Here is a 25,116-nt window from a genome sequence, read left to right on the forward strand (position 1 = left end):
TTAATAAATACTAAACGCTAACGTTTTGTCCCTTCACATCAAAAGCATCGCGTAAGCCAATGGCCAACACATTAAAGGCGTAAACGGTAAACATAATGGCCAGTCCTGGTAATACGGCTAAATAAGCTGCATCCATAATTATATAGCCGTAATGTTCTTTAATCATGCCGCCCCAACTTGGCATTGGCGGCTGTGCACCAAAGCCTAAAAAGCTTAATCCTGTTTCCAACAAAATCGCTGATGCGAAATTAGAGGAAGCCACCACCAGAATAGGCCCTGCGATGTTGGGTAAAATATGTTTAATAATGGTTCTTGAAGTGCTAAAGCCCAAAGCCCTGGCGGCTTCAACAAATTCTACTTCTTTCAGTGCCATTACCTGACCACGTACCAACCGCGCTACATCTACCCAGGTAGATAAACCCACGGCAATAAAAATCTGCCAGAATCCTTTGCCTAAGGCAAATGAAATGGCAATAACCAACAGCAAGGATGGAAGGGACCAAACGACATTCATAAACCAGCTAATTGCAGCGTCTACTCTTCCGCCAAAATAACCAGCAATGGCGCCTAAGCTTATGCCAATAAAAAGTGAAATGAGAACGGCCATTAACCCGACCGATAAAGAAACCCTGATTCCTAAAATTAGCCGACTTAGTAAATCACGTCCGTATATATCTGTACCCAGCAAAAATATTTGCTCGTAGATATTATTGTTTTCAAACAATTGCGCTGGTGTTCCTATTTTGCTAGGCAACACACAACTTGGGCAAAGTTCCTGCAGCTGATAAACTGATTCTTTACTCGTTTCTTCTTTCCCAATGTATTCATGAACCAAGACGCGATTACCTGCAATTTTGTAAGCAGTAATGGGAATGCTTTTAAATCGTGGCTTTTGTCCATACATCATCCTTTCCAAAAAGCTCACTTTTTCAACATTGTGATATCTTTGAATAATCAAAAACTTAAATTTTGCGCCCATTGGTTCCTTACTGATTTGAACCGTCTGCGTATTGGCATCCGGAGCGTCAACAGGAATAATAACGTATCCTAAAACTCCCATTACCATTAACAGCAAAATGAAAATCAGCCCGGCGAACGCCAGTCTATTCCGTTTAAATTTTAACCAAACCTTTCTTGATGGGCTGTTATCCATTACCTAACCATTCTACCTTTCCAGTTGTATTTGCCACTATTTCCGGCAATGCCAATATATACCATATAAAGAATGTGTAAAATAGTTAAAACAGGGATTAATGTGAGTAAACTTCGCCGTTTCGCAAAGCCGGTAACGTTCCATAAAAATAGGCTTTCTAAAATCATTTTAACGAACAATTGATAAAATGCAACCATTAAAAAACCAGGAAAAAACAATCCAATGATAAAGTTAGCCAGTATGCTTACATTGAAAACCCAAACAAAAACACCTAAAACAATGATGGCTTTATTTTTATACCGGGTACTTTTAGAAGCCCATCTTTTTCGCTGCTGTAAGAAAGATTGAAGATTTTCTTTAGCGTGCGTGTATACGATAGCTTCTCTATTTTTGAGAAACCCAATTTTATCTGGATATTTAGCCGCAATTTTATGAAGCAACAGTTCATCATCGCCTGAAGCTAAATCATCAATCCCCTGGAAACCGCCAACTTCGTAAAAAGTCTTTTTCTCGTAAGCTAAATTTGCACCATTACAGGTAGATGGCTGTTTATTACCTATTGTAGATGCCCCTAAACCAATTAAATAAAGAAACTCCAGCGACTGCAAACGTTCGAATAAGCTTTTTTCTTCAAAATAAGCCACAGGCGAAGAAATCATTTTATAATCCCGCTTTTCGTAATAATTTACAATAGTAGAAAGCCAGTGTGCACCCATTCTGCAATCAGCATCAGTAGTAATAATTAAATCCCCGGAGCATGTTCCAATTGCAGTTTGTATCGCTTTCTTTTTATAAGAGTTAAGCGCCCGATCTTCATTCAACCTGATTAATTTCACACCTTGATTTCCATAACTCATCACAATTTCTGCTGTCCTGTCAGTTGAATGATCATCAATAAAAATAATTTCCATTAAGTGCCTTGGGTAATGCTGAGCAACCAGATCTTCAATTGTTCTGGTAATATTTAGCTCTTCATCACGGGCAGCCACAATGATCGAAACTTTGGTTTCAGGCGTACTTTTATCTGGATAAAAATTAACAAGCTTATGCCAACCTCTTATAAATGTGATCACTAGAAAACAGTAAACAAGGGTTAGCGTAGCAGATAATAAACTAGTTAGACTTAGAAATTCCAAAAAAATTGAGTTTAAAAACGAAATATGTGCCTAATATAGCAGGAATAATAATATTAATCAGCCAAATGCTTGCCGTGCATGCAATCACTGCCACATGTTGATCGGTAATATGCTTAAATAATTCTACTGCTGTAATGCTTCTGATGCCTACGTCGAACAAATCCAAAGATGGCAATGCAGATTGAATGAAGAACAACAGGCAGGTCATCATTACAATATCCAAATAATTTAAATTTGGAATAAGCCATGCAAAAAGAATAAAATACTGAGAGCTAAAAACGGCATAACGAGCGAAGCAAAAAAGTATAATCCTAAATAATTCAGCTTTCTTGTATCGCTTTAAAATGCTGTAGAATTTTTTATATTTCCTGGTAAACTTAAAGGATAATAATATGCCATTTAACCATTGGATATTGAAATAAAAAACAATAAAAAACAGGCAAAATATTGAGGCTAAAACTACAAGTGCAGTAAAAACCAGATTATCTATAGGTACAAACTGATAGATAAAAAAGCAGGCGGCGATTGCACCAAACACATTGGTAAGTACCAACTGCCCAATATTCCCAACCGTCATGGCTACAATTCCAACAATCCGCCGTTTAGGAGATAGAAAAAATACACGCCCGCCGTATTCGCCCAGGCGATTAGGTGTAAAGATCGCTAAGGTTAAGCCACAAAAAACCGATTCGATTGCACGATAGAAACTGATGCGCTCAATGTGAGTCATTAATCTTTTCCATTTGGCTGCCTCTAAAAACCAGTTCACCAGCATCAGGCATAAAACCAGACCAATCACTACAATAATTTCTACCTGCGGAAGATCTGTTAACAGTATTTTGAAATTGTGCAGGTTTTCATTTGCCACCAGCTTATGATAAATAAACCAAAAAGCAAATACGACAATTGCAGTTTTAATAAGTAGAGAAAATATTTTTTTGTTCTTGTCTGTCAAGATTATCTTTTTAGTTTGCAAATATGCTTAATATTGCTGTAATGTTGAATGAAAAAAAGGAACGGGTTATTATGGGTATCGACCCAGGTACGGCGGTGATGGGTTATGGCATAATTTTAGAAAAGGGAAATAAAACAGAATTGATAAGTATGGGCGTCGTAAAAATGACGCATCTCGATGATCCATTTCTTAAACTTCAGCGCATTTTTGAAAAAACAGCTGTACTTATTGATCAATATAAACCTGATGTTCTAGCCATAGAAGCACCGTTCTATGGAAAAAACATTCAGGTACTTTTAAAACTTGGCCGGGCACAGGGAATTGCCATTGCAGCGGCGCTTTCCAGAAATATTTCAGTTACCGAATATTCCCCAAGAAAAATTAAGCAATCTATTACAGGAAGTGGAAATGCAACGAAAGAACAAGTGGCAGCCATGTTGCAACGATTACTTAATTTTAAAGAAACACCAGCATTTTTAGATGCTACAGATGGCTTGGCAGTTGCAGTTTGTCATTCTTTTCAGAAAATAACTTCAGGTGGAAAATCTAAAACGTATTCTGGCTGGGAATCTTTTGTGAGCGACAATAAGGCGAAAGTAACTGGCGTAAAAAAGGCAGGCAGTAAACTGAAAGGCTAGTAATAAAACCTCCCCGTAATACTCCAGCTTATTTTCGCCGATATTAAAATATAGAGATTAAGTTTCTTCCAGGCATATAAATGATCATCGAAAAACAAGCCCTCCTGTTCCTGTAAACTATTTCGATTGATTAACGAGGTTTTTTGTAGCCAAATCTAGCGCAAGTTTATTTTTTCTGATAAAGTGTCTCGCTATAAAGTATATGCCAATACCTACAAGAATAAGCATCCATAAGTTAGACAGTGCTAAAATAATTTCCCTGAAGATGGTCCAGCCATTTACTATAGCTAGCCAAAAACGATTTCCAAAGTCAGGCTTATAATCATTTACATTATCGTTGGCTATAACCACAGTTTTTATCGTGTTATCCTGGTAAAAATTGAGTGTAATGGTGCTGTATTTTACTTTGCTATCGATTGATAAATTTTGAATCCTTTTATCTACATAATCATCTTTAATATTTAGCGCAGTTTCCACATTTGAGCTTTTTTTACCGGCTAGTTTACCCATTTGATCCACAGCATCCAGCCTGTTTCCTGCCTTCGATTTATTAGACAAATAAGTATGGCTTTGATCATCCATTTTCATAGATTGATTATCTACAAATACAGCCATTTTAGCTGTAGTATTTGTAAAATCATCAAGTTTCTCTGATGGCACCTTTGCAACAAGATACCCTTCGGTTCTATAGGCTGTAATCTCTTTTACAGAATCTACAGATTGTTTAACCTTTTGCGTTTCCTGAATAACGCTTTCTATTGAAAATTCAGCAACTGTACCACCTTGTGCTTTAATGGTCTGACTCAACTGTTCTTTAGTATTTTGGACGTTTTTTACGCGAAACCGCATATCAGCAGTTTTAATGATTTTAGGTTCCGCTAATGTAGCTGCTTCATCTGCAATTCTTAATTCATTAGCTTTATCGTTTTTATTTGAGTTGCAGCCGAAAATTGTTAAAATAATGGCAATAGCAATTATATTCCTTTTCATGATTTTATGGTTCTAATAATTAATCATTTTAAATATTTGCTTCAAATGGCCATTCAAAGTTTCGACGTTTTGGTTAGTTTATCACATCGTGTTTCTCTTTATACAAAAAACAGACTAAGGTAACCCAACTATCAAAGCGTTTGTTTCTTGATGATTTTTTTTAGAAAAATCTATAAACGGGATGAATAATTTAAAACGTTAGCATGGCGAGTTAAACCATATTCAGTTTTCAAATAAGCTTTTAATATAAAAAACTGTTTCAACAAAAAAGCCAATTACGTATTTAACATAATTGGCTTTTGTATGTAGAAAAAAAATCTTAAGCGTCTAAAATTTTGAATACACCTTTAATTGCAATGATTGCTCCAATGAATAAAATGATCCATGAAACTAAAGACAATACCCAAGAATCAAATGCAAAACGAGCATAAGTACCCACCATACAAATCAGTACACCAAAAATCATTAACTTATAAATCCCTGGCTGATTAGCCGTTTGCATACTTTTTGTATTGTGCTTTAATTCGTTGTTTTCCATAATCTTATTTTTATGATGCAGCAAAAGTAATACTTATTGCTGAATAATTATAAATACTTAGTAACTTTTTAATCGTTCTAAACGTTGTTTGGCTTTATCTTTATCGCTAAGCTTTTCACCCTGATATAAAGGTTTTTCCCAATCGCCATACATCGGATTTGGCAAAACAATATACTTACTTCCAAAAAGCGCCTGACTGGCATTAACCTGGTCCAAAGTGTTTTTATTTTCGCGATAAAAAATGTTGGCGAAATCGCTCAAATTGTCACCACACAATAGGAGAATATTATGTGTTTCATTAATTTTTTGGCGACGCGGTTCTTTATTTGATGTTCCTTTTGAGACCACTAAATGTGCATCATCTGCATACGGAAAGCCGAAATGTTGAAGGTTTTTCAGTGTGGCGGTATAGTCCTTCTCATCACGGTTGCTTACATAAAACGTCTCAATATTTTTAGATGCCGCAAACTTTAAAAAAGCCAATGCGCCCGGAACGGTGTCGGCCTGAGCCAGACTTGTCCATTCAGTCCAGTCTTCGGGTAGATAACTGAGTCCTTTTTTAATTTCGTGCCCCTGGAAAGCTGAATTGTCTAAAACCGTTTCATCGATATCAACAATCACACAATTTGGTTTTTTACTCGTATCTGCCCATAGTGCTTCTTTTAATGATAAACGGGCAAAGTTATAGGCCTGGAAGCATAGGGCTCTGTACTCGCCTGATGTTTGCTGCCAAAGTACAGCATTGGTGTAATCTCTTGCCGGAGATTGCGCAAATGCAAAGCATGGAATTACGGCGAGTAATGTAAATATGTATTTTTTCATTTTTTTAATTGATTGACAAATGTATTAAGAATCTTGCGATACAGCTTAGTTGAACCTTGAGTTTTCAGCAAAATAACATTTAACGAATCGGTTGACAAAGGCGACGCTATAATTATCCTGTCTGTTAATGTGTTACAATTGTATTTTTTGATAGCTTTGGGGACACACAATGAAAATATCTATGAAAACAAACAATTTACTATGCATGGGCATGGTTCTGCTTTGCCTTGCTGCGTGCAAGAAGGATAACGCTGTTATCGAACCAGAAGATCAATTAGAATTACTTAAAGACTCTGCCTCATATAGCATCAATGGAAGCCGGTACAATGCTCTTGCCATCGAAAAGAATATGACGTTTACCACTCAGTCAAATCTGCGAATTACTTCAGGACCCACCTTTAATTATCTACTACAAGGTGATAAAGATTCAACCTTATTTGTAAGGGAATACAGTATAAAAGCAAGTTTTACCAATATAGCAGTTTCGTTTATCAAAATATATAATAATAACCAAACTGAATTTACCAATGAAAATAATGGTGGGAACTTAAATTATCCCCAAGACAAAACAGACATCTTTTCTCCAGGTATCTATCGGTATTCAACGGAGTTTATGAGAAGTAATTCAACACCTGGTATCGCATTCACATTAATCAATAGAGATGGTATTTTTACATCATATAGCCAATCTGATTTAGGAAAACCTGCATCAGTCACTCAGGCAGATCAAAATGGTTCGAAATTTGAGATCCTAAGCCTTAAAAAACGGAAATCAGATTATCTATTAGAAGCAAGATTCAGCGTTAATACTTTTGGAGAGAACAAAAAAAGTTTGAGGTTGGAAAACGGATATTTAAGGATGAGTGTTTTGAAGCAAAATCAATGATAGATAATTGTTATTGATAATAAACAATCCATAGTCCCTTGATTATATCTACATAAAAACAAAGCCCATTTCAAATTAAGAAACGGGCTTTGTTTTTTAGAAAAAAGACTTTAACCGTTCAAAAAGCGTCCTCTATCTGCTTTTGATAAAATTAGTGTTTCTGCTTCAGGATAAGCTTGCGTAAAAGTGGTAGGAATTCTATTTTTTCCTCTTTCACTCCATTTAAACTCGACAGCTAAAAATTTATCGTTCGTTTTTTCAACATAATCGATTTCCTGCTGCTGTGTAGTACGCCAAAAAAAGCGATCTGCCTCAATTTGGTTTTGGTGTAGAAACTTCATCCGCTCCGCAATCATATAATTTTCAAATAGCGCACCAACATCACTCCTGTTTGTTAATGGGCTGAAATTCCGCGTAATCGCATTCACAATACCTGTATCATAAAAATAGATTTTCTTATTCTTTTTAATTTCGTTTCGCACATTACCTGCAAAAGCTGGTAAACTGAAAACTACAAAAGATTTTTCGAGTAAACTGATGTACTTATCAACGGTTTTCTGATCAGCCTTTACCAATTGTGCCAATTCAGAGAAATTAACCTCGCTACCAATTTGCAAAGCCAAAGCCTTTACAATTTTTTCAAATAGCAAGGGCTTCTTCACCTCTTCCAACGCAAATAAATCTTTATATAAATAGCTGTCGGCGAGCAATTTTAAATGCTCTTCTGCATTTTGAGGATCATTAATAATTTCAGGATAAGAGCCGTATATCAGTCTTTGTTCCAAAGATCTTTCTTCCGTAAGGTAGTCTGTATGATTTACCAACTCTGAATATGAAAATGGCAAAAGCATCATTTCATATTTTCTACCTGTTAATGGTTCGTTAATCTTACCAGATAACTCGAAAGCTGAGGAACCCGTAGCAATTACCTGTACCTTTTTAAAGCGATCTACAATAATCTTAATGAGTAGTCCAACATCGTTTATTCGTTGTGCCTCATCTATGAAAAGAACTTCGTAATTTCCTAACATTTGTGCAATATTTGCAGCATTCGGCTTTGCCAAAGTTTCTCTTACATCTGCATCATCTCCATTAAGGTATAAAGTCTTTTTATCAACTTTCGCTAATAATTGCGCTACAAAGGTAGTTTTCCCGGTTTGCCTCGGACCAAAAATAATAAAGGCCTTACTCTTAAAGAGACGTGCCAAGGCATAATCTAACTGATTTCTAACAATCATAGCTTCAAACATTTAAACAAAAGTATAATAATTCTGGATTGCAATCCAAAATAAACATAATAATTCTGGATTACAATCCCAAATTATTATGTTTATTTTGGATTAAAGAAACTTGCTTAATAAAAAAACCCATTTCAACTAAGAAATGGGTTTGTCACTTAATATAGACTTCTGGCTAAACTCTTCGAAATCTACCTTTATTTCTATCCGTTTAATGCAGCTGCACCACTTACAATCTCAGTTAACTCAGTTGTAATTGCTGCCTGCCGTGCCTGGTTGTAAGAAAGTTTTAAAGCTTTTAACAATTCACCAGCATTTTCAGTGGCTTTATCCATTGATGTCATACGAGCGCCGTGCTCAGATGCATGAGAATCTAACACCGCTTTATATAGCTGAATTTTAATTGATTTTGGAATTAGCTGCTCAACAATTTCTTCCTGCGATGGTTCCAGAATATAATCAACATTAGAAGCCTTAGTACTTACTTTGATTACTTCTTCAGCTTTTGGCAATGGCAACAACTGCTCAGTGGTAATAAATTGTACAGCCGCATTTTTAAAACGGTTGTAAACTAATTCTACTTTATCAAAGTCGCCTTTAATAAAGGCAGCCATAATAGCATCTGTAATTTTAGTAACGTTTTCAAACGTTAAAGCAGCATAAACCTCATTGTTATTACCAATAACGTTATAGTTGCGTTTTTCGTAAAAATCCTGTGTTTTCTTACCAATTGAAATAATGCTAACGTTACCGTTTTTAAACTGTTCGCTATATTTCTCGGCAATTAAATTATTGGCCGCTTTAATTACGTTCATGTTAAATGCACCAGCCAAACCACGGTTTGATGATACAGTAACAATTAAAACCTTATTGGGCTCACGCTCTTCAATAAAAGGCGATGAAGAACCCTCTAAACTTGCAGAAAGATTTTCTAGAATTTCTTTTAGTTTAGTTGCATAAGGACGTAAAGCGATAATTGCATTAGTTGCACGTTTCAACTTAGCTGCCGAAACCATTTTCATAGCTTTGGTAATCTGCTGTGTTGATTGTACCGATGCAATTCGGTTTCTTACTTCTTTTAAATTAGCCATTCTTTATTTCCTGAGTATTAAGAATCAAGTATCAAGATTAGATTTAAGTCTTGTCTTGATACTTGATACGAACTACTTGATACTTGATACTTATTAATATTTACTTGAAATCTCTTTTGCTACCGTATCTAAAACACCAGTAATGGTATCATCAAACTTCCCTGCTTTAAGTGCTGCTAAAGTTTCAGGATGACGCATTTCCAATTGAGTTAAATATTCAGTTTCGAATTCTTTCACCTTATCAACCGGTACGCTACGCATTAAGTTTTTAGTACCCGCATAAACAATAGCAACTTGTTTTTCAACCGTAAAAGGTGTAAACTGTGCTTGTTTTAACATTTGTACGTTACGTGCACCTTTATCTAAAACTGATTTTGTTGCAGCATCTAAATCAGATCCGAATTTAGAGAATGCCTCTAACTCACGGTATTGTGCCTGGTCTAACTTTAAAGTACCTGCTACTTTTTTCATTGATTTGATCTGTGCATTACCACCCACACGTGATACCGAGATACCAACGTTAATAGCTGGACGAATACCAGAGTTAAATAAGTTCGACTCCAAGAAAATCTGACCATCAGTAATCGAAATTACGTTAGTTGGAATATAAGCGGAAACGTCACCTGCTTGAGTTTCGATAATTGGCAAAGCGGTTAATGAACCACCACCTTTAACAATATGTCTGATAGATTCAGGCAAATCGTTCATCGCTTTGGCGATATCATCATTCGAATTTATTTTCGCAGCCCTTTCTAACAAACGACTATGTAAGTAGAAAACATCACCTGGATATGCCTCACGGCCCGGTGGACGACGAAGTAATAAAGAAACTTCACGGTAAGCTACAGCTTGTTTAGATAAATCATCATAAACGATTAAAGCCGGTCTACCTGTATCACGGAAAAATTCACCAATTGCAGCACCTGCAAATGGAGCGTAAAACTGCATTGGAGCAGGGTCAGCAGCCGAGGCAGCGACAACAACTGTATATGGTAAAGCGCCGTTTTCCTCTAGTGTACGTACAATATTTGCCACGGTAGAGTTCTTCTGACCAATAGCTACATAAATACAGAACACAGGCTGGCCTGCTTCATAAAATTCTTTTTGGTTGATAATGGTATCAATACAAACTGCAGTTTTACCGATCTGACGATCGCCAATAACCAACTCACGCTGACCACGACCGATAGGAATCATTGCATCGATTGCCTTAATACCAGTTTGTAAAGGCTCATTTACCGGCTGACGATAAATTACACCTGGTGCTTTACGCTCTAAAGGCATTTCGTAGGTTTCACCTAAGATTGGACCTTTACCATCTAAAGGCTCTCCTAAAGTGTTAACTACACGGCCAAGCATACCTTCACCAACTTTAATAGAGGCAATTTTCTTGGTGCGTTTAATGGTATCACCTTCTTTAATCTCGTCTGAAGCACCTAAAAGTACAACACCAACGTTATCTTCTTCAAGGTTTAATACAATGCCTTGCAGGCCGTTCGCAAATTCAACCAACTCACCCGATTGAACTTTAGTTAAACCGTAAACACGGGCAATACCGTCGCCCACTTGCAACACGGTACCAACTTCTTCCAGTTCGGTTTCTGATTTGAAGCCCGCCAATTGCTGTCTGATAATTGCCGATACTTCGTCTGGTCTTACCTCTACCATAATCTATTTATATCTTTTTGTAAATGTTTAGTGCTGGGCGCATGGCGGTTGGCGTTCAATGCCACACGCTTAGCGCATTCTTTTTATTGTAGACTTGGTTATTAGTATTTAATACTTCCTACCTCGTACGTCATGTTTTAATTTCCGGTTTTGGCAATTTGCTTTCAGCGTTAACGCCTTATACAGATGCCTTGCGCTAATGCGCTAATTCTTTTTTAAGCTTACTTAAACTACTGGCAATACTCGCATCAAATTGCTTATCACCAACCTTCAAGATGAAACCACCAATTAATTTATCATTAACTTTTTCATTAAAAATAACTTCTTTGGCACCAAGCTCTCTTTTTACTGTTTCAACAATTTGCGATTTTGCTTCGGCAGTTAACGCCGTAGCACTGATTACATCAGCAGTAACAATACCTTTAAGCTGGTTATACTGTTGTACAAATTGCTTTGCAGTAGCAAACAAGATAGATGAACGTCCTTTACTTACCACTACTTTAAAAAAGCTAAGGGTTAGTTTACTTACTTTATCTGTGAAGATACCGTTTAAGATCCCTATTTTTTTATCAAGAGGTACAATTGGATTTTTAAGTATCGCTTCTAGTTCAGGGGTATCATCAACCACTTTCTCAAACAAAACCATATCATTATATGATTCCGCTAACGCGTTATTTTCAACGGATAGATCGATTAATGATTTAGCGTACCTGCCTGCAACTTTAATTTCTGACATATATATGAGTTGTAAGTTGTAAGTGATAAGTTATCAATTCCAATTGCTAAATATAAAATCTCGCAATTACACCCAATACTTAAAACTTAAAACGTAATACTTATAACTTAATTTAATTCAACGTCTTTTAACAAATTAGCCACTAAAGCTTCTTGTTTACCTTTGTCATCCAATTGATTACGCAAAACGCGTTCAGCAATTTCTAATGATAATGTAGAAACCTGACCTTTAACTTCTGCCAAAGCTACTTTCTTTTGATTTTCGATTTCGATTTTAGCTTTTTCAATCAATTTAGCACCTTCTAACTGAGCTTGTTTTTTAGCCTCGTTTAAAATACCATCTTTAAGTGTTTTAGCCTCCTTCAAAATTTCATCACGTTCTGCACGAGCCTGGTGCATTAAATCCTGGTTTTGAGTAGTTAAACGAATCATTTCCTGTTTAGCCAGTTCAGCTTTATTTAAAGCCTCATCAATACTCTGCTCACGTTCATGGATGGCACCTAAAATAGGTTTCCATGCCAGCTTTCTAAGTAATATTAATAAGCAGATAAAGGCAAGTGCCGTCCAGAATACCAATCCAATGCTTGGGGTTACTAATTCCATTGTATATTTTTTTTTACTTAATTTTTTATTAAAACCGGGAAAACAACCAATCGTTGAATTCCCGGTTTATAAATTCCAGTTTGCTATTATACGCCTAAGCCTAATAATGCAACTACTACACCGAATAAAGCAGCACCCTCAATAAGGGCAGCAGCGATAATCATTGCAGTTTGAATTTTTGATGCAGCCTCAGGTTGACGAGCAATACCTTCCATTGCTTTACCACCTACATGACCGATACCGATACCGGCACCAATTACTGCTAAACCGGCACCAATTGCCGCGATTGAACCTACCATAACTAATTTAATTATATAATTTGTAAAAAATAGTTTTCTGTTAATGATGCTCCTCTACCGCCATTCCGATAAACAAAGCAGATAATAATGTAAAAATAAAGGCCTGTAAAAATGCTACTAATAATTCTAACACATCCATAAATAATACGAATGCTACAGAAACCGGGGCAATAGCCAATGTTTTAAAAATAAAAATCAAAGAGATTAAACTCAATACGATAATGTGACCTGCTGTGATGTTTGCGAATAAACGAACCATCAAAGCGAACGGCTTAGAAACAATACCAATTAATTCTACAGGAATCATGATTGGATATAACCACCAAGGCACATCAGGTGTTAAAATGTGTTTCCAATAATACTTATTACCATTTAGGTTTACCACCAACATCGTAGCCGTAGCCATTACAAATGTTAAAGCGATGTTACCTGTTACGTTAGCACTACCTGGGAAAATTGGTACCAAACCCAACAAGTTATTAAATAGAATAAAGAAAAAGATCGTTAATAAATAAGGCATGAACTTCGCATATTTATGACCAATATTTGGCTTAGCGATATCATCTCTAACAAATATAATTACCGGCTCTAAGAAGGACTGTAAACCTTTTGGCGCCTTACCTACCCTTTTTTTGTAACCTGCTGCTACTGCAGAAAACACAATAACGATTAATGCAATAGCAATAAACATTGCAGCAACATTTTTAGTAATTGAAAAATCGATCACCGTATCTGATGCAGCTTCATCAATCTGTCCGTCAGCACCAACCACTTTAATGTTCTTATTGAACATATCCTTAGTCATGCTTTGTTTTAAACCAGTTACTAAACGATATTTATTGTATTTACCTTGATAATCATGTTCACCATGATGAAAATTTGCAGAAGAGAAAACCTCTAAGCCTCCTGAAGTATATAAAATTACAGGAAGTGGAATAGATGTATGTCCCCATAAATGCCAAACATGTGAATCAGCAATGTGTTCCATGATTACTTTCGTAGGCTCAAATTTCTCTTCACCATGCTCGGTAGCACCCTCTTCTCCAGAAACTGCATGAGCAGATTCGGCTAAAACACTATCAGGTGACGCAATTGCGCTATCAACTTGAGCGAAAGTATCATTTTTGAGAGATAAAAACGCGACTAAAAGCGTAAAAACAAAGATTACCTTCTTAACTTTCGACACAAAAACTTGGTTACAATCCATTTATTGGCAGTTTTTTACTTTAAATTTTGGTGGCGCAAGTTACGTAACAAACAGTATATTTCAAAGGCAGTAAACAAGAAATACACAGAAAAAAAATTAAGTACAAAAAGCAGCCCATTTCCCTTTGCTTTTATACTGTAAACCAGCACAAAAGCCATACAAAAAATCATCTTCACCGCAATTGATCCCATAATCGCCATAATGCCTACTTCTGGATCCCGTTTTATCCCTATATCAACCAGCATATAAGCGATATAAGTTATACCTGTCATAAAACCAAAAACCACCCAGAAATTCTTAACGAAAAGTTGTTTCTCCGGAAAAACAATTGGTAAAACAGCGATAACAGCAATTAATATCCCTACAAAAATGAAATAGATGCTTGTAAATTTGGCTAGCGTCAATGGAATAAATTCTTTGCAAATAAAAACTTCCGCAAAGATAAGGTTTTTAGGATCAAGTAACTAGTGAGGCGCAGAATTATTGTTTGAATAATCAATCGCCTTGCTCTGATAGATAGTCTTATTGCTGAGTGTTTAAATTGCTAATGTTTAGGTTATAGTTCATGCACAACAGTTAGCTGAAAGTTTATCGCTTAGTTGCCTGCTTAATGGCCTGATAAAGTGCAATACCTACACCAGCAAGTGCAAATGCCGCTGTTATAATTTTGCTTTTACTATTACGATGTTCATCTATTTTATAGCCTATAAACGTTAATAAACCAATTGTTGCAATCATCTGAAAGCCTATTGCTGAATACTTTGCCGCCGCATTTACCTTTTTTCCTGTATTATCTTCTTTAGGGTTTTCCATTTTTAAATGCAATAATTAGATTAACTTTGAATATTAAAATCGATAGCTGAATAATGTAATTCTGCGAACATTTGTATATTGTATCATACTAAAGAGAATTATCATACTTGAAAAAACGCATCAACAAAAGCAAAAATAGCTTTCTCATTCTTCTAGGCATATTATTTATCTACGGTTGCGTAGCCAACAAAGATACCGCTATCGATCGTAGGTTTCAAAACCTAACGGCTAGATACAATTACATTTATAATTCAAATGTTTTATTAACTGAGCATCGAGAGGCACTATTACAAGGCTATATCGATAACTATGAAAAAATACTTCCGGTTTACCTGGATCCCGAACCACAGGTTAACTTAGTACTTACACCCGGAGCACCAAATAAGCAATTAGATGAAATAATCACCAAGGGACAAACGATTATAAACGATAAAAGTTTTAGCAACTATATTGATGATGCCTACATGCTTTTAGGAAAAGCAAACTACTTAAAGGGCAATTATTTCATTGCATCAGAATATTTTGATTACACGGCCAAAACCTATAGCAGTGATGTGAAAACATTCATTATGGCTATGAACTGGAAAGCAAGGAGCCAGATGGAGTTGAACAATATGATATTTGCTGATAAAATAATTGATACCATGCTTCGTGCTGAAGATCAGTTAAAAAAAGATCTGGCAGAGCCATTGGCAACCACCGCGCAAATGCGCATTTATCAAAATAGAAATAAAGAGGCCATTTTGCTATTGGAAAATGCTGTACGCCTTGCTGATGATAAACAACTGCGTATTCGCTGGCGATATATTCTGGCTCAACTCCAGGAAAAGGAAAAAGATTTTCAGAATGCTTTCATCAATTTTACTAAAGTAGAAAACAGCAACGCACCGTTTGAAATGTATTTTCATGCCAACTTGCAGCGCATAAAGCTGAAGGGATTGATCAATGGATATAAAGTTGATGAAGACAAAGCACTTCTGGCACTCTTGAAGGACGATAAAAATTTTGATTATACCGACCAGATTTATTACCAGGTTGGAGAAATGTTTTCAACAGAAGGTAAGCTGGATAAGGCAGAAGAAAATTACCTGAAATCAATTCAACAAAGTACAAAAAACCAAACTCAAAAGGCTTTGTCATACCTGCGTGTTGCCGATTTAAACTTCAAGGAATTTAATAATTATATCAAAGCCAAACTTTATTACGATAGTGCGGTAATGATTTTACCTAAAACCTTTCCTGATTATACAAGCATTGCTAAAAAGGCTGAAAACCTTAAATACCTAACAGATCGTTTCACGATAATTGCACAGGAAGATACTGCCCAGGCTTTTGCAAATCTTCCAGTAACTGAGCGGGAGCGTAAAGTAAAAGAGTATTTAACTCCTAAGGTGGAAGTGGCTACAGTAGTGTCAACTCCCAATCAAATGCTAAATGATCCTGACTTTCCGAATCAGTCATTAAATCCAGCTGGAAACAATATTGGAAATACCTTTTACTTTAGTAACAACGCTGCAATTAGCACTGGTTTTGCAGATTTTAAGAAACGTTGGGGTAACCGCCAATTAGAAGACAACTGGCGTCAAAGCACCAGATCATCTGCTCAGGAAAATAACCAGGTAATGTCTGGTGGTAAAGTTGCGAATGAAATAGTGCCTGCAAACGAAGGAATTGCCCAAATTATCCAGGATCAAACTTCTTTGGAAAAACGATACCTGGATGCGCTCCCTGTTACGGCAGAATTACTCACCGCATCAAACCAGAAAATAATAGATGCTTATTTTGAAATTGCCAGTTTTTATCAGCAAGAATTAAATGATAAGTTAGAAGCAGATAAAATTTACCTCGAGCTTTTACGGAGATTCCCGGAGAACAATCATCTTGCTGCCATTTATTATAGTTTGTATCTCAATTCGAAAGGTGTTGATGAGAACAAATCTAGCGAGTATCGGCAACAAGTGCTCACAAAATATCCTGAAAGCAATTTTGCCAGGATTATTTTAGATCCATCTTATTCAGCTAAACAAAGTAACCTCGAAAACATAGCCATTAATAATTACAATGTTACTTTTGATGCTTATGCAAGAAAAGATTATCCAGCGGTAATTAATCAGGCAAACCTTAATATTTCAGCTTCCCCTGATAATGGTTTAGCGCCACAATACGCCTATTTAAAAGCCATAGCTGTTGGTAGAACTTCAAAATTAGATGCTTTATTAACGGAGTTCAATTCCATTAATACGAATTATGCTAACGATAGGATTATTACTCCGCTGGTTCGCGATCACCTGAAATATATTGAAGCCAATCTGGAAGAGTTTAAACAAAGACCAGTAGCGTTGATTGATTTCGATTCGAAAGAGCCAAGGTTTGTAAGTCAGGCTAAACCAATGGCTGTACCAACCAAACCATTAAAAACGGATATAAATGCAGCTGTTCCTGTTGTTGAAAAGCCAGCTAAAGTAGCTGAAGTGGAAAAAGCAGTGGAAATTAAACCTGAAGTAGCCAAGCCGGCAAGTATTTTTAGCGCAGCAACATCCAATGAATATTATTATGTAATTGATGTTGCAGATGCGACATTAACATTGAGTTCTTCTCGTTTTGGAATAGGCCAGTTTAATCGTGGTAATTACCCTGATAATGATTTGGCGCATAAATTGATTGAGTTAGATAACGATCAGTTAATCTACGTAACCAGCTTTATTGATTTGGAAGATGCTAAGTTATATGAATCGGGCATTTCAGGACAACTAAAGAACATTATGAAAGTTCCTGCTAATCTTTACAAAGGATTCATTATCAGCAAAGAAAACTTCGAAAAGCTTACCAACAGGCAACGTATAAATGAATACCTGGAGTTTTTAAAAGACAATTACAAATAGAACAGGACGCTTGAGTGAAAGCAAAAATGTTCATTTTCTTTAAAAATTAATAAATTTGCAGCTTAAAATTGGCTCTGCAACGAGTCTCTTTTGAACTAATTACAACACAAAATGAATAAATCCCTTTCTGCACAAGAAACCAAAAGATATAGTTTAATCATCTGGAAAATACTCATTACCGGAATAGCCTTTTTCGCTATTTTCATTTCAATGATTGGCTTGGGCCTTTTCGGTGCTTTGCCATCTTTCCGTGATATTGAGCATCCAAAAAGTAATCAGGCATCAGAAATCATTGCTGAAGATGGGCGCCCGCTTGGAACCTATTTTGTGCAAAACCGATCCAATGTTACCTATAAGGATATTTCTGAAAATGTAATTAACGGATTAATAGCTACAGAAGATACCCGTTTTAAAGAACACTCAGGGATCGATTTCAAACGTACCTTTACCATTATTGGCTACAACCTGATTGGGAAAAAACAAGGTGCCAGTACCATTACCCAACAATTGGCGAAGAATCTTTTCCCAAGAGAATCTAACCTGAATTTTTTCTCTTTAGTACTTACCAAGTTTAAAGAGTGGATTGTTGCTGTTAAACTGGAAAGAAATTATACGAAGGAAGAAATTATTACCATGTATTTAAACACGGTAGATTTCGGTAACCAGGCTTATGGAATAAAGTCTGCCGCGAGGGTTTATTTTAATACTACGCCAGATAAATTAACACTAACACAGGCTGCTACTTTAGTTGGAATGCAAAAAGGAATTACGATGTATTCCCCTACCCGCCATCCGGAAAGATCCAGAGATCGTAGAAACACCGTAATGGCAATGATGGTAAAATCAGAATTGTTAAGTCAGCAGGAATTTACCGAAGAACAAGAAAAGCCCTTAGGTTTGAAGTTTAATGCGGCAACGGTAAATGATGGCATTGCACCTTATTTCAGATCAGTTTTAAAAAGTGATATTAAAAATATTTTTCAGGAACAGGGAATTACTAAACCTGATGGATCGGCGTACGATTTAGATCGTGATGGACTGAAGGTTTACACCACGCTAAATTACGATATGCAGAAGTATGCCGAGGAGGCGCAAAAAGAATACATGAAAGTGTTGCAGGCACAATTCTTAGCGAGCTGGAAAGGGAGAAATCCTTTTAAGGGAAAAGATTTACAAATTCAACAAGGTATTAAAAGATCAGATCGTTATAAATCACTCAAATTAGAAGGAAAATCTGATGATGAAATTAAAGAGGATTTTAACACCAAAACGGAGATGACTATTTTTACCTGGAAAGGTAATGTGGATACAGTGATGAAACCAATCGATTCTGTACGCTATTATAAGATGTTATTGCGGAATGCCATGATGACAATGGATCCAACTAACGGCCACGTTAAAGCCTGGGTTGGTGGCATTAATTATGAACATTTTAAGTATGACCAGGTGAAGATGGGAACGAGGCAGGTTGGTTCAACGGCAAAACCGTTTACTTATGCCGTAGCGATTGAAAATGGCTATTCTCCTTGTTACACCGTACCTAATGTTCCGGTTACGATTGATGGTTATGGAGAACCCTGGACACCAAAATCATCAGGAAAACCATTGGCTGGTACCATTACTTTGCAAAAAGCTTTAGCCTTTTCTCAAAATTATGTAACGGCATACCTGATGAAACAGGTTGGTCCAGTAGCGGTTTCTACATTAGCAACCAAAATGGGCATTCCAAACGTTCCTGCTTATCCATCTATCGCATTAGGTACTTTCGATTCTTCAATTTATAATATGGTAGGTGCTTATGGTGCTTTCGCAAACAAAGGCGTTTACACTAAACCAATCTATTTACTCAGAATCGAAGATAAAAATGGTGTGGTATTATTCTCGCAGAAAGAAATACCAAAACCAATCATGAGCGAAGAGGTTGCCTACGTAATGACCAGGATGCTAAAAGGTGTGGTTTCTGGTGGTACAGGTTCGAGATTAAATTATAAATATAAGGTAAATGCACCAATCGGTGGAAAAACGGGCACAACTCAAAACAACTCTGACGGTTGGTTTATGGCCATTACCCCACAGCTCGTAACCGGCGTTTGGACAGGCTGCGAAGACCGGGCTTTTCATTTTATCAGTACCAGCCAGGGTGAGGGGGCAAATACGGCTTTACCAATTTTTGCTGGTTTTATTAAACGGGTTTATGCAAATCCTGCCTTAAAGATTAGCCATGCCGATTTTGAAGCCCCTAAATCTGGCGTTTCGATCACTTACGATTGTAACCAATACCAGCAACAGCAAGAAGAAACCAGTCCGGAGCTTGATGAGAAATTAGGTTTCTAAAGATTTTTTCAAGTATTACTTAAACTAAAAAGCCAATAGCATTATCTTTCCGATTAAGTTATTGAATGCCATAATTCTGAAACAATATCAATTTCTAATCCTTTTTAGGAAAGGTTTCCTCCTTATATCCCTATTTTTGCACTAATGAGTAGTTTCGACCATAAAACAGCATTGACGGCAATTCCGCATAAACCGGGCGTATACCAGTATTGGGATGCAGATGGAAAGTTGATGTATATTGGCAAAGCGAAAGATTTGCGCAATCGCGTAGGTTCTTATTTCAATAGCGACAAACAGCAGTTCAATGGTAAAACAAGAGTGCTGGTTTCTAAAATCAGGAAAATAACTTTTACTATTGTTGATACTGAAATTGACGCCTGGTTACTGGAAAACAGCTTAATTAAAAAACACCAGCCAAAGTTTAACATCAACCTGAAGGATGATAAAACTTATCCATGGATCATTATTAAGAATGAAAAGTTTCCACGGATTTACTGGACAAGGAAAGTGATTAAAGATGGGTCTACCTATTTTGGACCTTATGGTTCTATTGGTATGATGCATACCATTTTAGATCTGATTAAGGAAACCTATCCCCTTCGAACCTGCAGTTTACCACTGAATGATCAGAATATCGCCGAGGGCAAATTCAAAGTTTGTTTAGAATATCAGATCGGGAATTGTAAAGGCCCGTGTCAGGCCTATCAATCAGAGGTTGATTACGATAAAAATATCGGGGAAATAAAAGAAATTCTGAATGGAAAAATTGGCAACGTTATTCGCGAGGTAAAAGGAATTATCAAATCGGCATCAGAGGATTTGAACTTTGAACTGGCGCACCAATATTCCAGAAGACTCCAGGTTTTAGAGAAATATCAAAGTAAATCTACCGTTGTAAATAGCGCCATTACCAATGTGGATGTGGTGAGCATTGCCTCGGATGAACGTTATGCATTCATTAATTATCTTAAGGTAACAAATGGATCAATTATTCAAACGCAAACCATCGAAATTAAAAAGCTACTTGATGAGAGTGATGATGAGTTATTGATCACGGCGATGCTTGAGTTCAGAACAAAGTTTAACAGCACTTCTAAAGAGATTATTGTGCCTTTTGAACCTTCAATAGAAGATGAACAACTGAAATTTACAGTCCCTAAACTAGGCGAAAAAAAGAAACTGCTGGAACTATCGCAGAAAAATGTGCTTTTCTTTAAAAAAGAGAAGCTTAATCAATACGAAAAGCTAAATCCCGATTTAAGAACTGACCGCATTTTAACTACGATGCAAAATGATTTGCGGTTAACACAGTTGCCTAAGCACATTGAGTGTTTTGATAACTCTAACTTCCAGGGTAAATATCCTGTTTCTGCCATTGTGGTATTTAAAGACGCTAAACCATCTAAAAAAGATTATCGACATTTTAACGTGAAAACCGTAGAAGGTCCAAATGATTTTGCGACGATGGAAGAAGCCGTTTTCCGTCGTTACAGGCGTATGCTGGAGGAAGACCAGCCTTTGCCTCAGTTGATCATCATTGATGGTGGTAAAGGCCAGCTTTCATCTGCAATGAAAAGTTTAAAGCTATTAGGCATTGAGCATAAGGTTACTGTAATTGGTATTGCAAAAAGATTGGAAGAGTTATTCTATCCCGGAGATTCTTATCCTCTTTATTTGGATAAAAAATCGGAAACCTTAAAAGTTATTCAGCAACTCCGGGATGAAGCCCACAGATTTGGTATTACTTTTCACCGGAAAAAACGCGATCAGGGAACATTAAAAACGGAACTTGAACAAATTGAGGGAATTGGTAAAACAACAGCGGATAAATTACTGACACATTTTAAATCGGTTAAAAAGATTAAGGAAGCAACCGAGAAAGAACTGGCAGAAGTGCTGAATAAAAAGCAGGTAATGACTTTATTAACACACTTTAAAGAAGACTAAACCAAGGCCCTGGACAGCGCTTATACGCTATGTTAAAATGTTAACTTAATAGTAACCCTGGCATAGCACAAGTTAAATTCTTTTTTGATAGATTAGGGGTGTTAAACCAAGTAAACATCTACCCCTATTTACATGAATAACAACATCCTGGCTACAATTACCAAGCTATTATTGGGCGTATTGTATTTTACCGAATCAGAAAGCCCCTTCAAAGTGGCCGATTGGGGCAAAATTCCTCCTGCAGAATTATTACAGAAGATAGCAACACAATATCATGCTGCCCCCGAAAATTTAAAACAATTGGATCATGTTGCTTTTTTCCATCACCTCACTTCAAAGGTTGATGCAGCAGATGTGCCAATGGTTGAAAATGCAAGCAAAATAGAGGCAGTTCATGCCTTTTTGGAACAGAACCTATCCAATATCCAAATTACACGAGTAGAAGGTGCAAGCAGCATCCCTGTGCTGATTACTGGCTATTTGCCAGATGGCACCTGCCTTGCGCTCGAAACTTTTGCTGTAGAAACCTAGCAAATTCATATCATCCATAAAAATCCCTATTAAACATGAAAGCATTAAAAAAACTAAGCTTAATGGCCGTTCTGTGCCTTGGCCTCGCTGCCTGTAAGAAAGAAAACCAAATTCAACCTCAAACAAACCTTTTTGAACAAAAACTAAACAGCAAGGCTGCTACAGCCAATGCACAGGCAATTGTAGCCGGTTTCCCAGAAAATTTTGAATCTGCCACCAAAGGAAGCTATACTACTGCAAATGTAACGCTGACCAGTGGAAGCTGGAGCCTTAATGACGCCCTGATTGGAAATTTGGCAGCAGATGCTAAAAATGGCAGTCAATCTGCTCGCATCCGTAACACCGGTATATTAAGCATGAATTTCGATGTAAACGGAGCTGATGTGGTGAGTATTGCCCATGCTAAATATGGTACAGATGCCAATAGTACCTGGCAGTTGTGGTATTCTACCAACGGCGGTTCGAGTTGGTTACAATCTGGCAGCACCATAACCAGTAGTTCTGCCGCATTATCAACCGTTACTTTTAACACCGCCATTACCGGAAATGTACGTTTTCAAATCCGTAAAATTAGTGGAGGCACTTCCCGCATTAATATTGATGATTTCAGTATTGCTACAGGTGACGGCGGCACTACTACCCCACCAACTACAACACCCGGTGATAACAGCAATCTTTTAATGGGGAACCCCAGCAATGCAGTAACCAGCACTTCCAGCCCTGAAAATTACCTGATGCAAGGCACCTATTACAGCAGCTCTTACAGCAAAAGCAGGGCTGTACCAAACTGGGTAAGCTGGCACATCGGATCATCTGATTTAGGTTCTACATCTCGTCAGGATGATTTCAGGGCAAACAATACTTTACCTTCGGGTTGGTACCAGGTATCAAACAGCAGCTATTCTGGTTCAGGTTTCGATCGTGGTCATAATTGCCCGTCTGGTGATAGAACAGCATCAGTTGCATCAAATTCTTCTACATTCTTAATGAGTAATATGATGCCACAGGCACCTAACAATAATCAGGGGCCCTGGGCAGATTTGGAGAACTATACCCGTTCTCTGGTTACAGCTGGCAACGAAGTTTATGTAATTTGTGGTTCTTATGGCTCAGGCGGTACCGGAAGTAATGGTGGCATTACCTACACTATTGATAATGGCCGGATCAATGTACCTGCTAGTACATGGAAAGTAATTGTTGTATTACCTAACGGCAGTAATGATTTAAGTCGCGTTACCTCTTCTACACGTGTAATTACCGTAAATATGCCTAATACTAACGGTTTAAACACAAATTGGAGAACATACCGTACTACCGTTAATGCAGTAGAATCTGCAACGGGTTATGATATTTTATCAAATGTACCAGTAGCTGTACAGAATGCAATTGAGGCTACAACAGATAACCAGTAAGACTTCAATTCTCAATACCATAATAAAGAGTTGACAGATTCTAGCCCAAATGCTAGTAATTTGTCAACTCTTATCTATTCTATATAAATTTTCCAATTGCAACTTGACTGAATCAGTCAAAGAAGTAAAGCCAGCAAAAGAGTTGGCAAACCTTTGAAAGGGTATTGTACTCGTTTTTTGATAATTAGCCGTGACACCTTTCCCTTCTAAAGTGCTATCTGTAGTTGTGAAGCTTGTTACTTGTTAATCAAGTAATTTTAACGCCTAAAAGATATAGGTACGATAAACAAAAAGGCTTCGAATTTTTCGAAGCCCTTTTTGTTTAATATTCCCAAAGTCCTTGTTCGTAATCAAGAACTGATTTTTTTATTCTTTCAGATTCGTATAACCTTTGTTTAGGATCTGATATAATATCCCTAAGTTTTTGATCTCCTGGGTTAGATTCTTTAACAATATAACTACTAAATAACCTTCGGATGAAGAAATCATCGAAACTTAATGTTGAAGCATCATTGTTCGTATTGACTAAACGTTTCTTGGTTAAGATTTCTCTAGCCTCAGGATAATAAATCCAGAATACTGGTTGCCATTGTTTTGAAGATTCAATAAACTTCATTGGTGCAATACCTACAATACGGGGTTCGAAAATAGAACGTTTTACATCAAAGATCCAATCTTCCTTAATTCTAAATTTCAAAAAAGACTCCGGATTAAGATCATTGGCAACTGTTGTTACGGTACCTGCCTTTGAATCAGTAACCTCAACCGTTCCTGCGGCTTGCATCATAGCAGAATCTGCCGCCATTGGATTTGTAAAAGCATCGTCTTCATTATTTACACTGTCAAAAGGAGAATAGGCCGTAAGTTCTTCTGCTTTAACTGCAGCAATTAATACGTCTATTAACCGTGATTTTGGCGACCTCAATGCAGAGTTCACGGTATCACGTAAATCTATTTCTCTCCAAATGCGTTTAGCATAAAAAACATCCTCCTCACGTACGTCAGCTAAGGGAACCATCTCTGTACTATCGATGTCTTTACGTGCATAAAAGCCATCCTTTGGTGGAACCTTTAGTTTTTTCTTAGCTGTTTTTACAGGTACTTTCACCGAATCTACGGGCGCTGGTACCGCAGATACAGGTGTAGTTTTCTTTGGTGCTAACTTCGTTGGCTTTTTTTGTGCAAAAGCCAGCGCAGTAAATAATGTCAAAACAGCGATGCTTAAAATCCTTTTCATC

23 protein-coding genes are annotated in these 25,116 nt (G+C 36.9%); 7 read left to right on the forward strand and 16 right to left on the reverse strand.

What is annotated here, in order from left to right; all coding sequences use genetic code 11:
* Positions 1–10: 10 nt before the first annotated feature.
* From SOM16_RS13090 to SOM16_RS13100, 3 genes are read right to left on the reverse strand one after another with little or no spacing between them, the layout of a single operon-like run.
* A complete protein-coding gene (locus tag SOM16_RS13090; protein WP_320464450.1) occupies positions 11–1,153 on the reverse strand; it encodes an ABC transporter permease in 1,143 nt (380 codons plus the stop codon).
* A complete protein-coding gene (locus tag SOM16_RS13095; protein WP_320464451.1) occupies positions 1,153–2,289 on the reverse strand; it encodes a glycosyltransferase family 2 protein in 1,137 nt (378 codons plus the stop codon). Before SOM16_RS13095 ends, SOM16_RS13090 begins: the two co-directional genes overlap by 1 nt.
* Positions 2,267–3,244, reverse strand: a complete 978-nt coding sequence (locus SOM16_RS13100) for a lysylphosphatidylglycerol synthase domain-containing protein (RefSeq protein ID WP_320464452.1) — start codon at positions 3,242–3,244, stop codon at positions 2,267–2,269. Before SOM16_RS13100 ends, SOM16_RS13095 begins: the two co-directional genes overlap by 23 nt.
* Before the next feature lie 41 nt (positions 3,245–3,285).
* Here SOM16_RS13100 and ruvC point away from each other — a divergent pair, with 41 nt between their 5' ends.
* Positions 3,286–3,882: a crossover junction endodeoxyribonuclease RuvC gene (ruvC, locus tag SOM16_RS13105; RefSeq protein ID WP_320464453.1), complete on the forward strand. Its 597-nt coding sequence runs from the start codon at positions 3,286–3,288 to the stop codon at positions 3,880–3,882.
* 117 nt (positions 3,883–3,999) lie between these two features.
* On the opposite strand, the gene SOM16_RS13110 is transcribed toward ruvC, so the two are convergent.
* The 3 genes from SOM16_RS13110 to SOM16_RS13120 form a co-directional block, all read right to left on the reverse strand.
* Positions 4,000–4,872, reverse strand: coding sequence for a DUF4349 domain-containing protein (locus SOM16_RS13110; RefSeq protein WP_320464454.1), 873 nt, complete (start codon positions 4,870–4,872; stop codon positions 4,000–4,002).
* Positions 4,873–5,191: 319 nt separating this feature from the next.
* Positions 5,192–5,410 carry a hypothetical protein gene (locus tag SOM16_RS13115; RefSeq protein WP_320464455.1) on the reverse strand — a complete coding sequence of 73 codons (219 nt, stop codon included), beginning with the start codon at positions 5,408–5,410 and terminating at the stop codon, positions 5,192–5,194.
* A 57-nt stretch (positions 5,411–5,467) separates the two neighbouring features.
* Positions 5,468–6,232, reverse strand: a complete 765-nt coding sequence (locus SOM16_RS13120) for a 5'-nucleotidase, lipoprotein e(P4) family (RefSeq protein WP_320464456.1) — start codon at positions 6,230–6,232, stop codon at positions 5,468–5,470.
* 181 nt (positions 6,233–6,413) lie between these two features.
* Between SOM16_RS13120 and SOM16_RS13125 the strand changes: the two genes are divergently transcribed.
* A complete protein-coding gene (locus SOM16_RS13125) occupies positions 6,414–7,118 on the forward strand; it encodes a hypothetical protein (protein ID WP_320464457.1) in 705 nt (234 codons plus the stop codon).
* A 110-nt stretch (positions 7,119–7,228) separates the two neighbouring features.
* Here the strand turns inward: SOM16_RS13125 and SOM16_RS13130 are convergent, their stop codons facing one another.
* The 9 genes from SOM16_RS13130 to SOM16_RS13170 form a co-directional block, all read right to left on the reverse strand.
* Positions 7,229–8,356 carry an ATP-binding protein gene (locus SOM16_RS13130; RefSeq protein ID WP_320464458.1) on the reverse strand — a complete coding sequence of 376 codons (1,128 nt, stop codon included), beginning with the start codon at positions 8,354–8,356 and terminating at the stop codon, positions 7,229–7,231.
* A 203-nt stretch (positions 8,357–8,559) separates the two neighbouring features.
* A complete protein-coding gene (atpG, locus tag SOM16_RS13135; protein WP_320464459.1) occupies positions 8,560–9,447 on the reverse strand; it encodes an ATP synthase F1 subunit gamma in 888 nt (295 codons plus the stop codon).
* Positions 9,448–9,540: 93 nt separating this feature from the next.
* Positions 9,541–11,115: a F0F1 ATP synthase subunit alpha gene (gene atpA, locus SOM16_RS13140; protein WP_108197969.1), complete on the reverse strand. Its 1,575-nt coding sequence runs from the start codon at positions 11,113–11,115 to the stop codon at positions 9,541–9,543.
* 196 nt (positions 11,116–11,311) lie between these two features.
* Positions 11,312–11,851, reverse strand: coding sequence for an ATP synthase F1 subunit delta (atpH, locus tag SOM16_RS13145; RefSeq protein ID WP_320464460.1), 540 nt, complete (start codon positions 11,849–11,851; stop codon positions 11,312–11,314).
* Between the two features lie 107 nt (positions 11,852–11,958).
* Complete coding sequence (atpF, locus tag SOM16_RS13150) at positions 11,959–12,453, reverse strand: F0F1 ATP synthase subunit B (RefSeq protein WP_320464461.1); 495 nt, start codon at positions 12,451–12,453, stop codon at positions 11,959–11,961.
* 86 nt (positions 12,454–12,539) lie between these two features.
* Positions 12,540–12,752 carry an ATP synthase F0 subunit C gene (gene atpE, locus SOM16_RS13155; RefSeq protein ID WP_029287406.1) on the reverse strand — a complete coding sequence of 71 codons (213 nt, stop codon included), beginning with the start codon at positions 12,750–12,752 and terminating at the stop codon, positions 12,540–12,542.
* Positions 12,753–12,792: 40 nt separating this feature from the next.
* Entirely contained in the window at positions 12,793–13,959 is a 1,167-nt protein-coding gene (gene atpB / locus SOM16_RS13160) for a F0F1 ATP synthase subunit A (protein WP_320464462.1), read from the reverse strand.
* 14 nt (positions 13,960–13,973) lie between these two features.
* Complete coding sequence (locus SOM16_RS13165; protein WP_320464463.1) at positions 13,974–14,204, reverse strand: hypothetical protein; 231 nt, start codon at positions 14,202–14,204, stop codon at positions 13,974–13,976.
* A gap of 343 nt (positions 14,205–14,547) precedes the next feature.
* The gene (locus SOM16_RS13170) at positions 14,548–14,772 is read right to left on the reverse strand and encodes an AtpZ/AtpI family protein (protein WP_320464464.1); all 225 of its coding nucleotides are present in this window, start codon (positions 14,770–14,772) and stop codon (positions 14,548–14,550) included.
* 107 nt (positions 14,773–14,879) lie between these two features.
* Between SOM16_RS13170 and SOM16_RS13175 the strand changes: the two genes are divergently transcribed.
* The 5 genes from SOM16_RS13175 to SOM16_RS13195 all read left to right on the forward strand — a co-directional run bounded on the left by SOM16_RS13175 (position 14,880) and on the right by SOM16_RS13195 (position 23,878).
* Entirely contained in the window at positions 14,880–17,654 is a 2,775-nt protein-coding gene (locus tag SOM16_RS13175; protein WP_320464465.1) for a gliding motility protein, read from the forward strand.
* Positions 17,655–17,765: 111 nt separating this feature from the next.
* On the forward strand, positions 17,766–19,988 hold the full coding sequence (locus tag SOM16_RS13180) for a transglycosylase domain-containing protein (protein ID WP_320464466.1): 2,223 nt from the start codon (positions 17,766–17,768) through the stop codon (positions 19,986–19,988).
* Positions 19,989–20,132: 144 nt separating this feature from the next.
* The gene (gene uvrC / locus SOM16_RS13185; RefSeq protein ID WP_320464467.1) at positions 20,133–21,935 is read left to right on the forward strand and encodes an excinuclease ABC subunit UvrC; all 1,803 of its coding nucleotides are present in this window, start codon (positions 20,133–20,135) and stop codon (positions 21,933–21,935) included.
* Between the two features lie 132 nt (positions 21,936–22,067).
* Entirely contained in the window at positions 22,068–22,466 is a 399-nt protein-coding gene (locus tag SOM16_RS13190; protein WP_320464468.1) for a nuclease A inhibitor family protein, read from the forward strand.
* 35 nt (positions 22,467–22,501) lie between these two features.
* Positions 22,502–23,878, forward strand: coding sequence for a DNA/RNA non-specific endonuclease (locus SOM16_RS13195; protein WP_320464469.1), 1,377 nt, complete (start codon positions 22,502–22,504; stop codon positions 23,876–23,878).
* A 322-nt stretch (positions 23,879–24,200) separates the two neighbouring features.
* On the opposite strand, the gene gldN is transcribed toward SOM16_RS13195, so the two are convergent.
* Positions 24,201–25,115, reverse strand: coding sequence for a gliding motility protein GldN (gene gldN / locus SOM16_RS13200; RefSeq protein WP_320464470.1), 915 nt, complete (start codon positions 25,113–25,115; stop codon positions 24,201–24,203).
* Position 25,116 lies beyond the last annotated feature (1 nt).

Origin of the sequence: Pedobacter sp. CFBP9032 (assembly GCF_034045265.1) — a bacterium.
GTDB lineage: Bacteria > Bacteroidota > Bacteroidia > Sphingobacteriales > Sphingobacteriaceae > Pedobacter.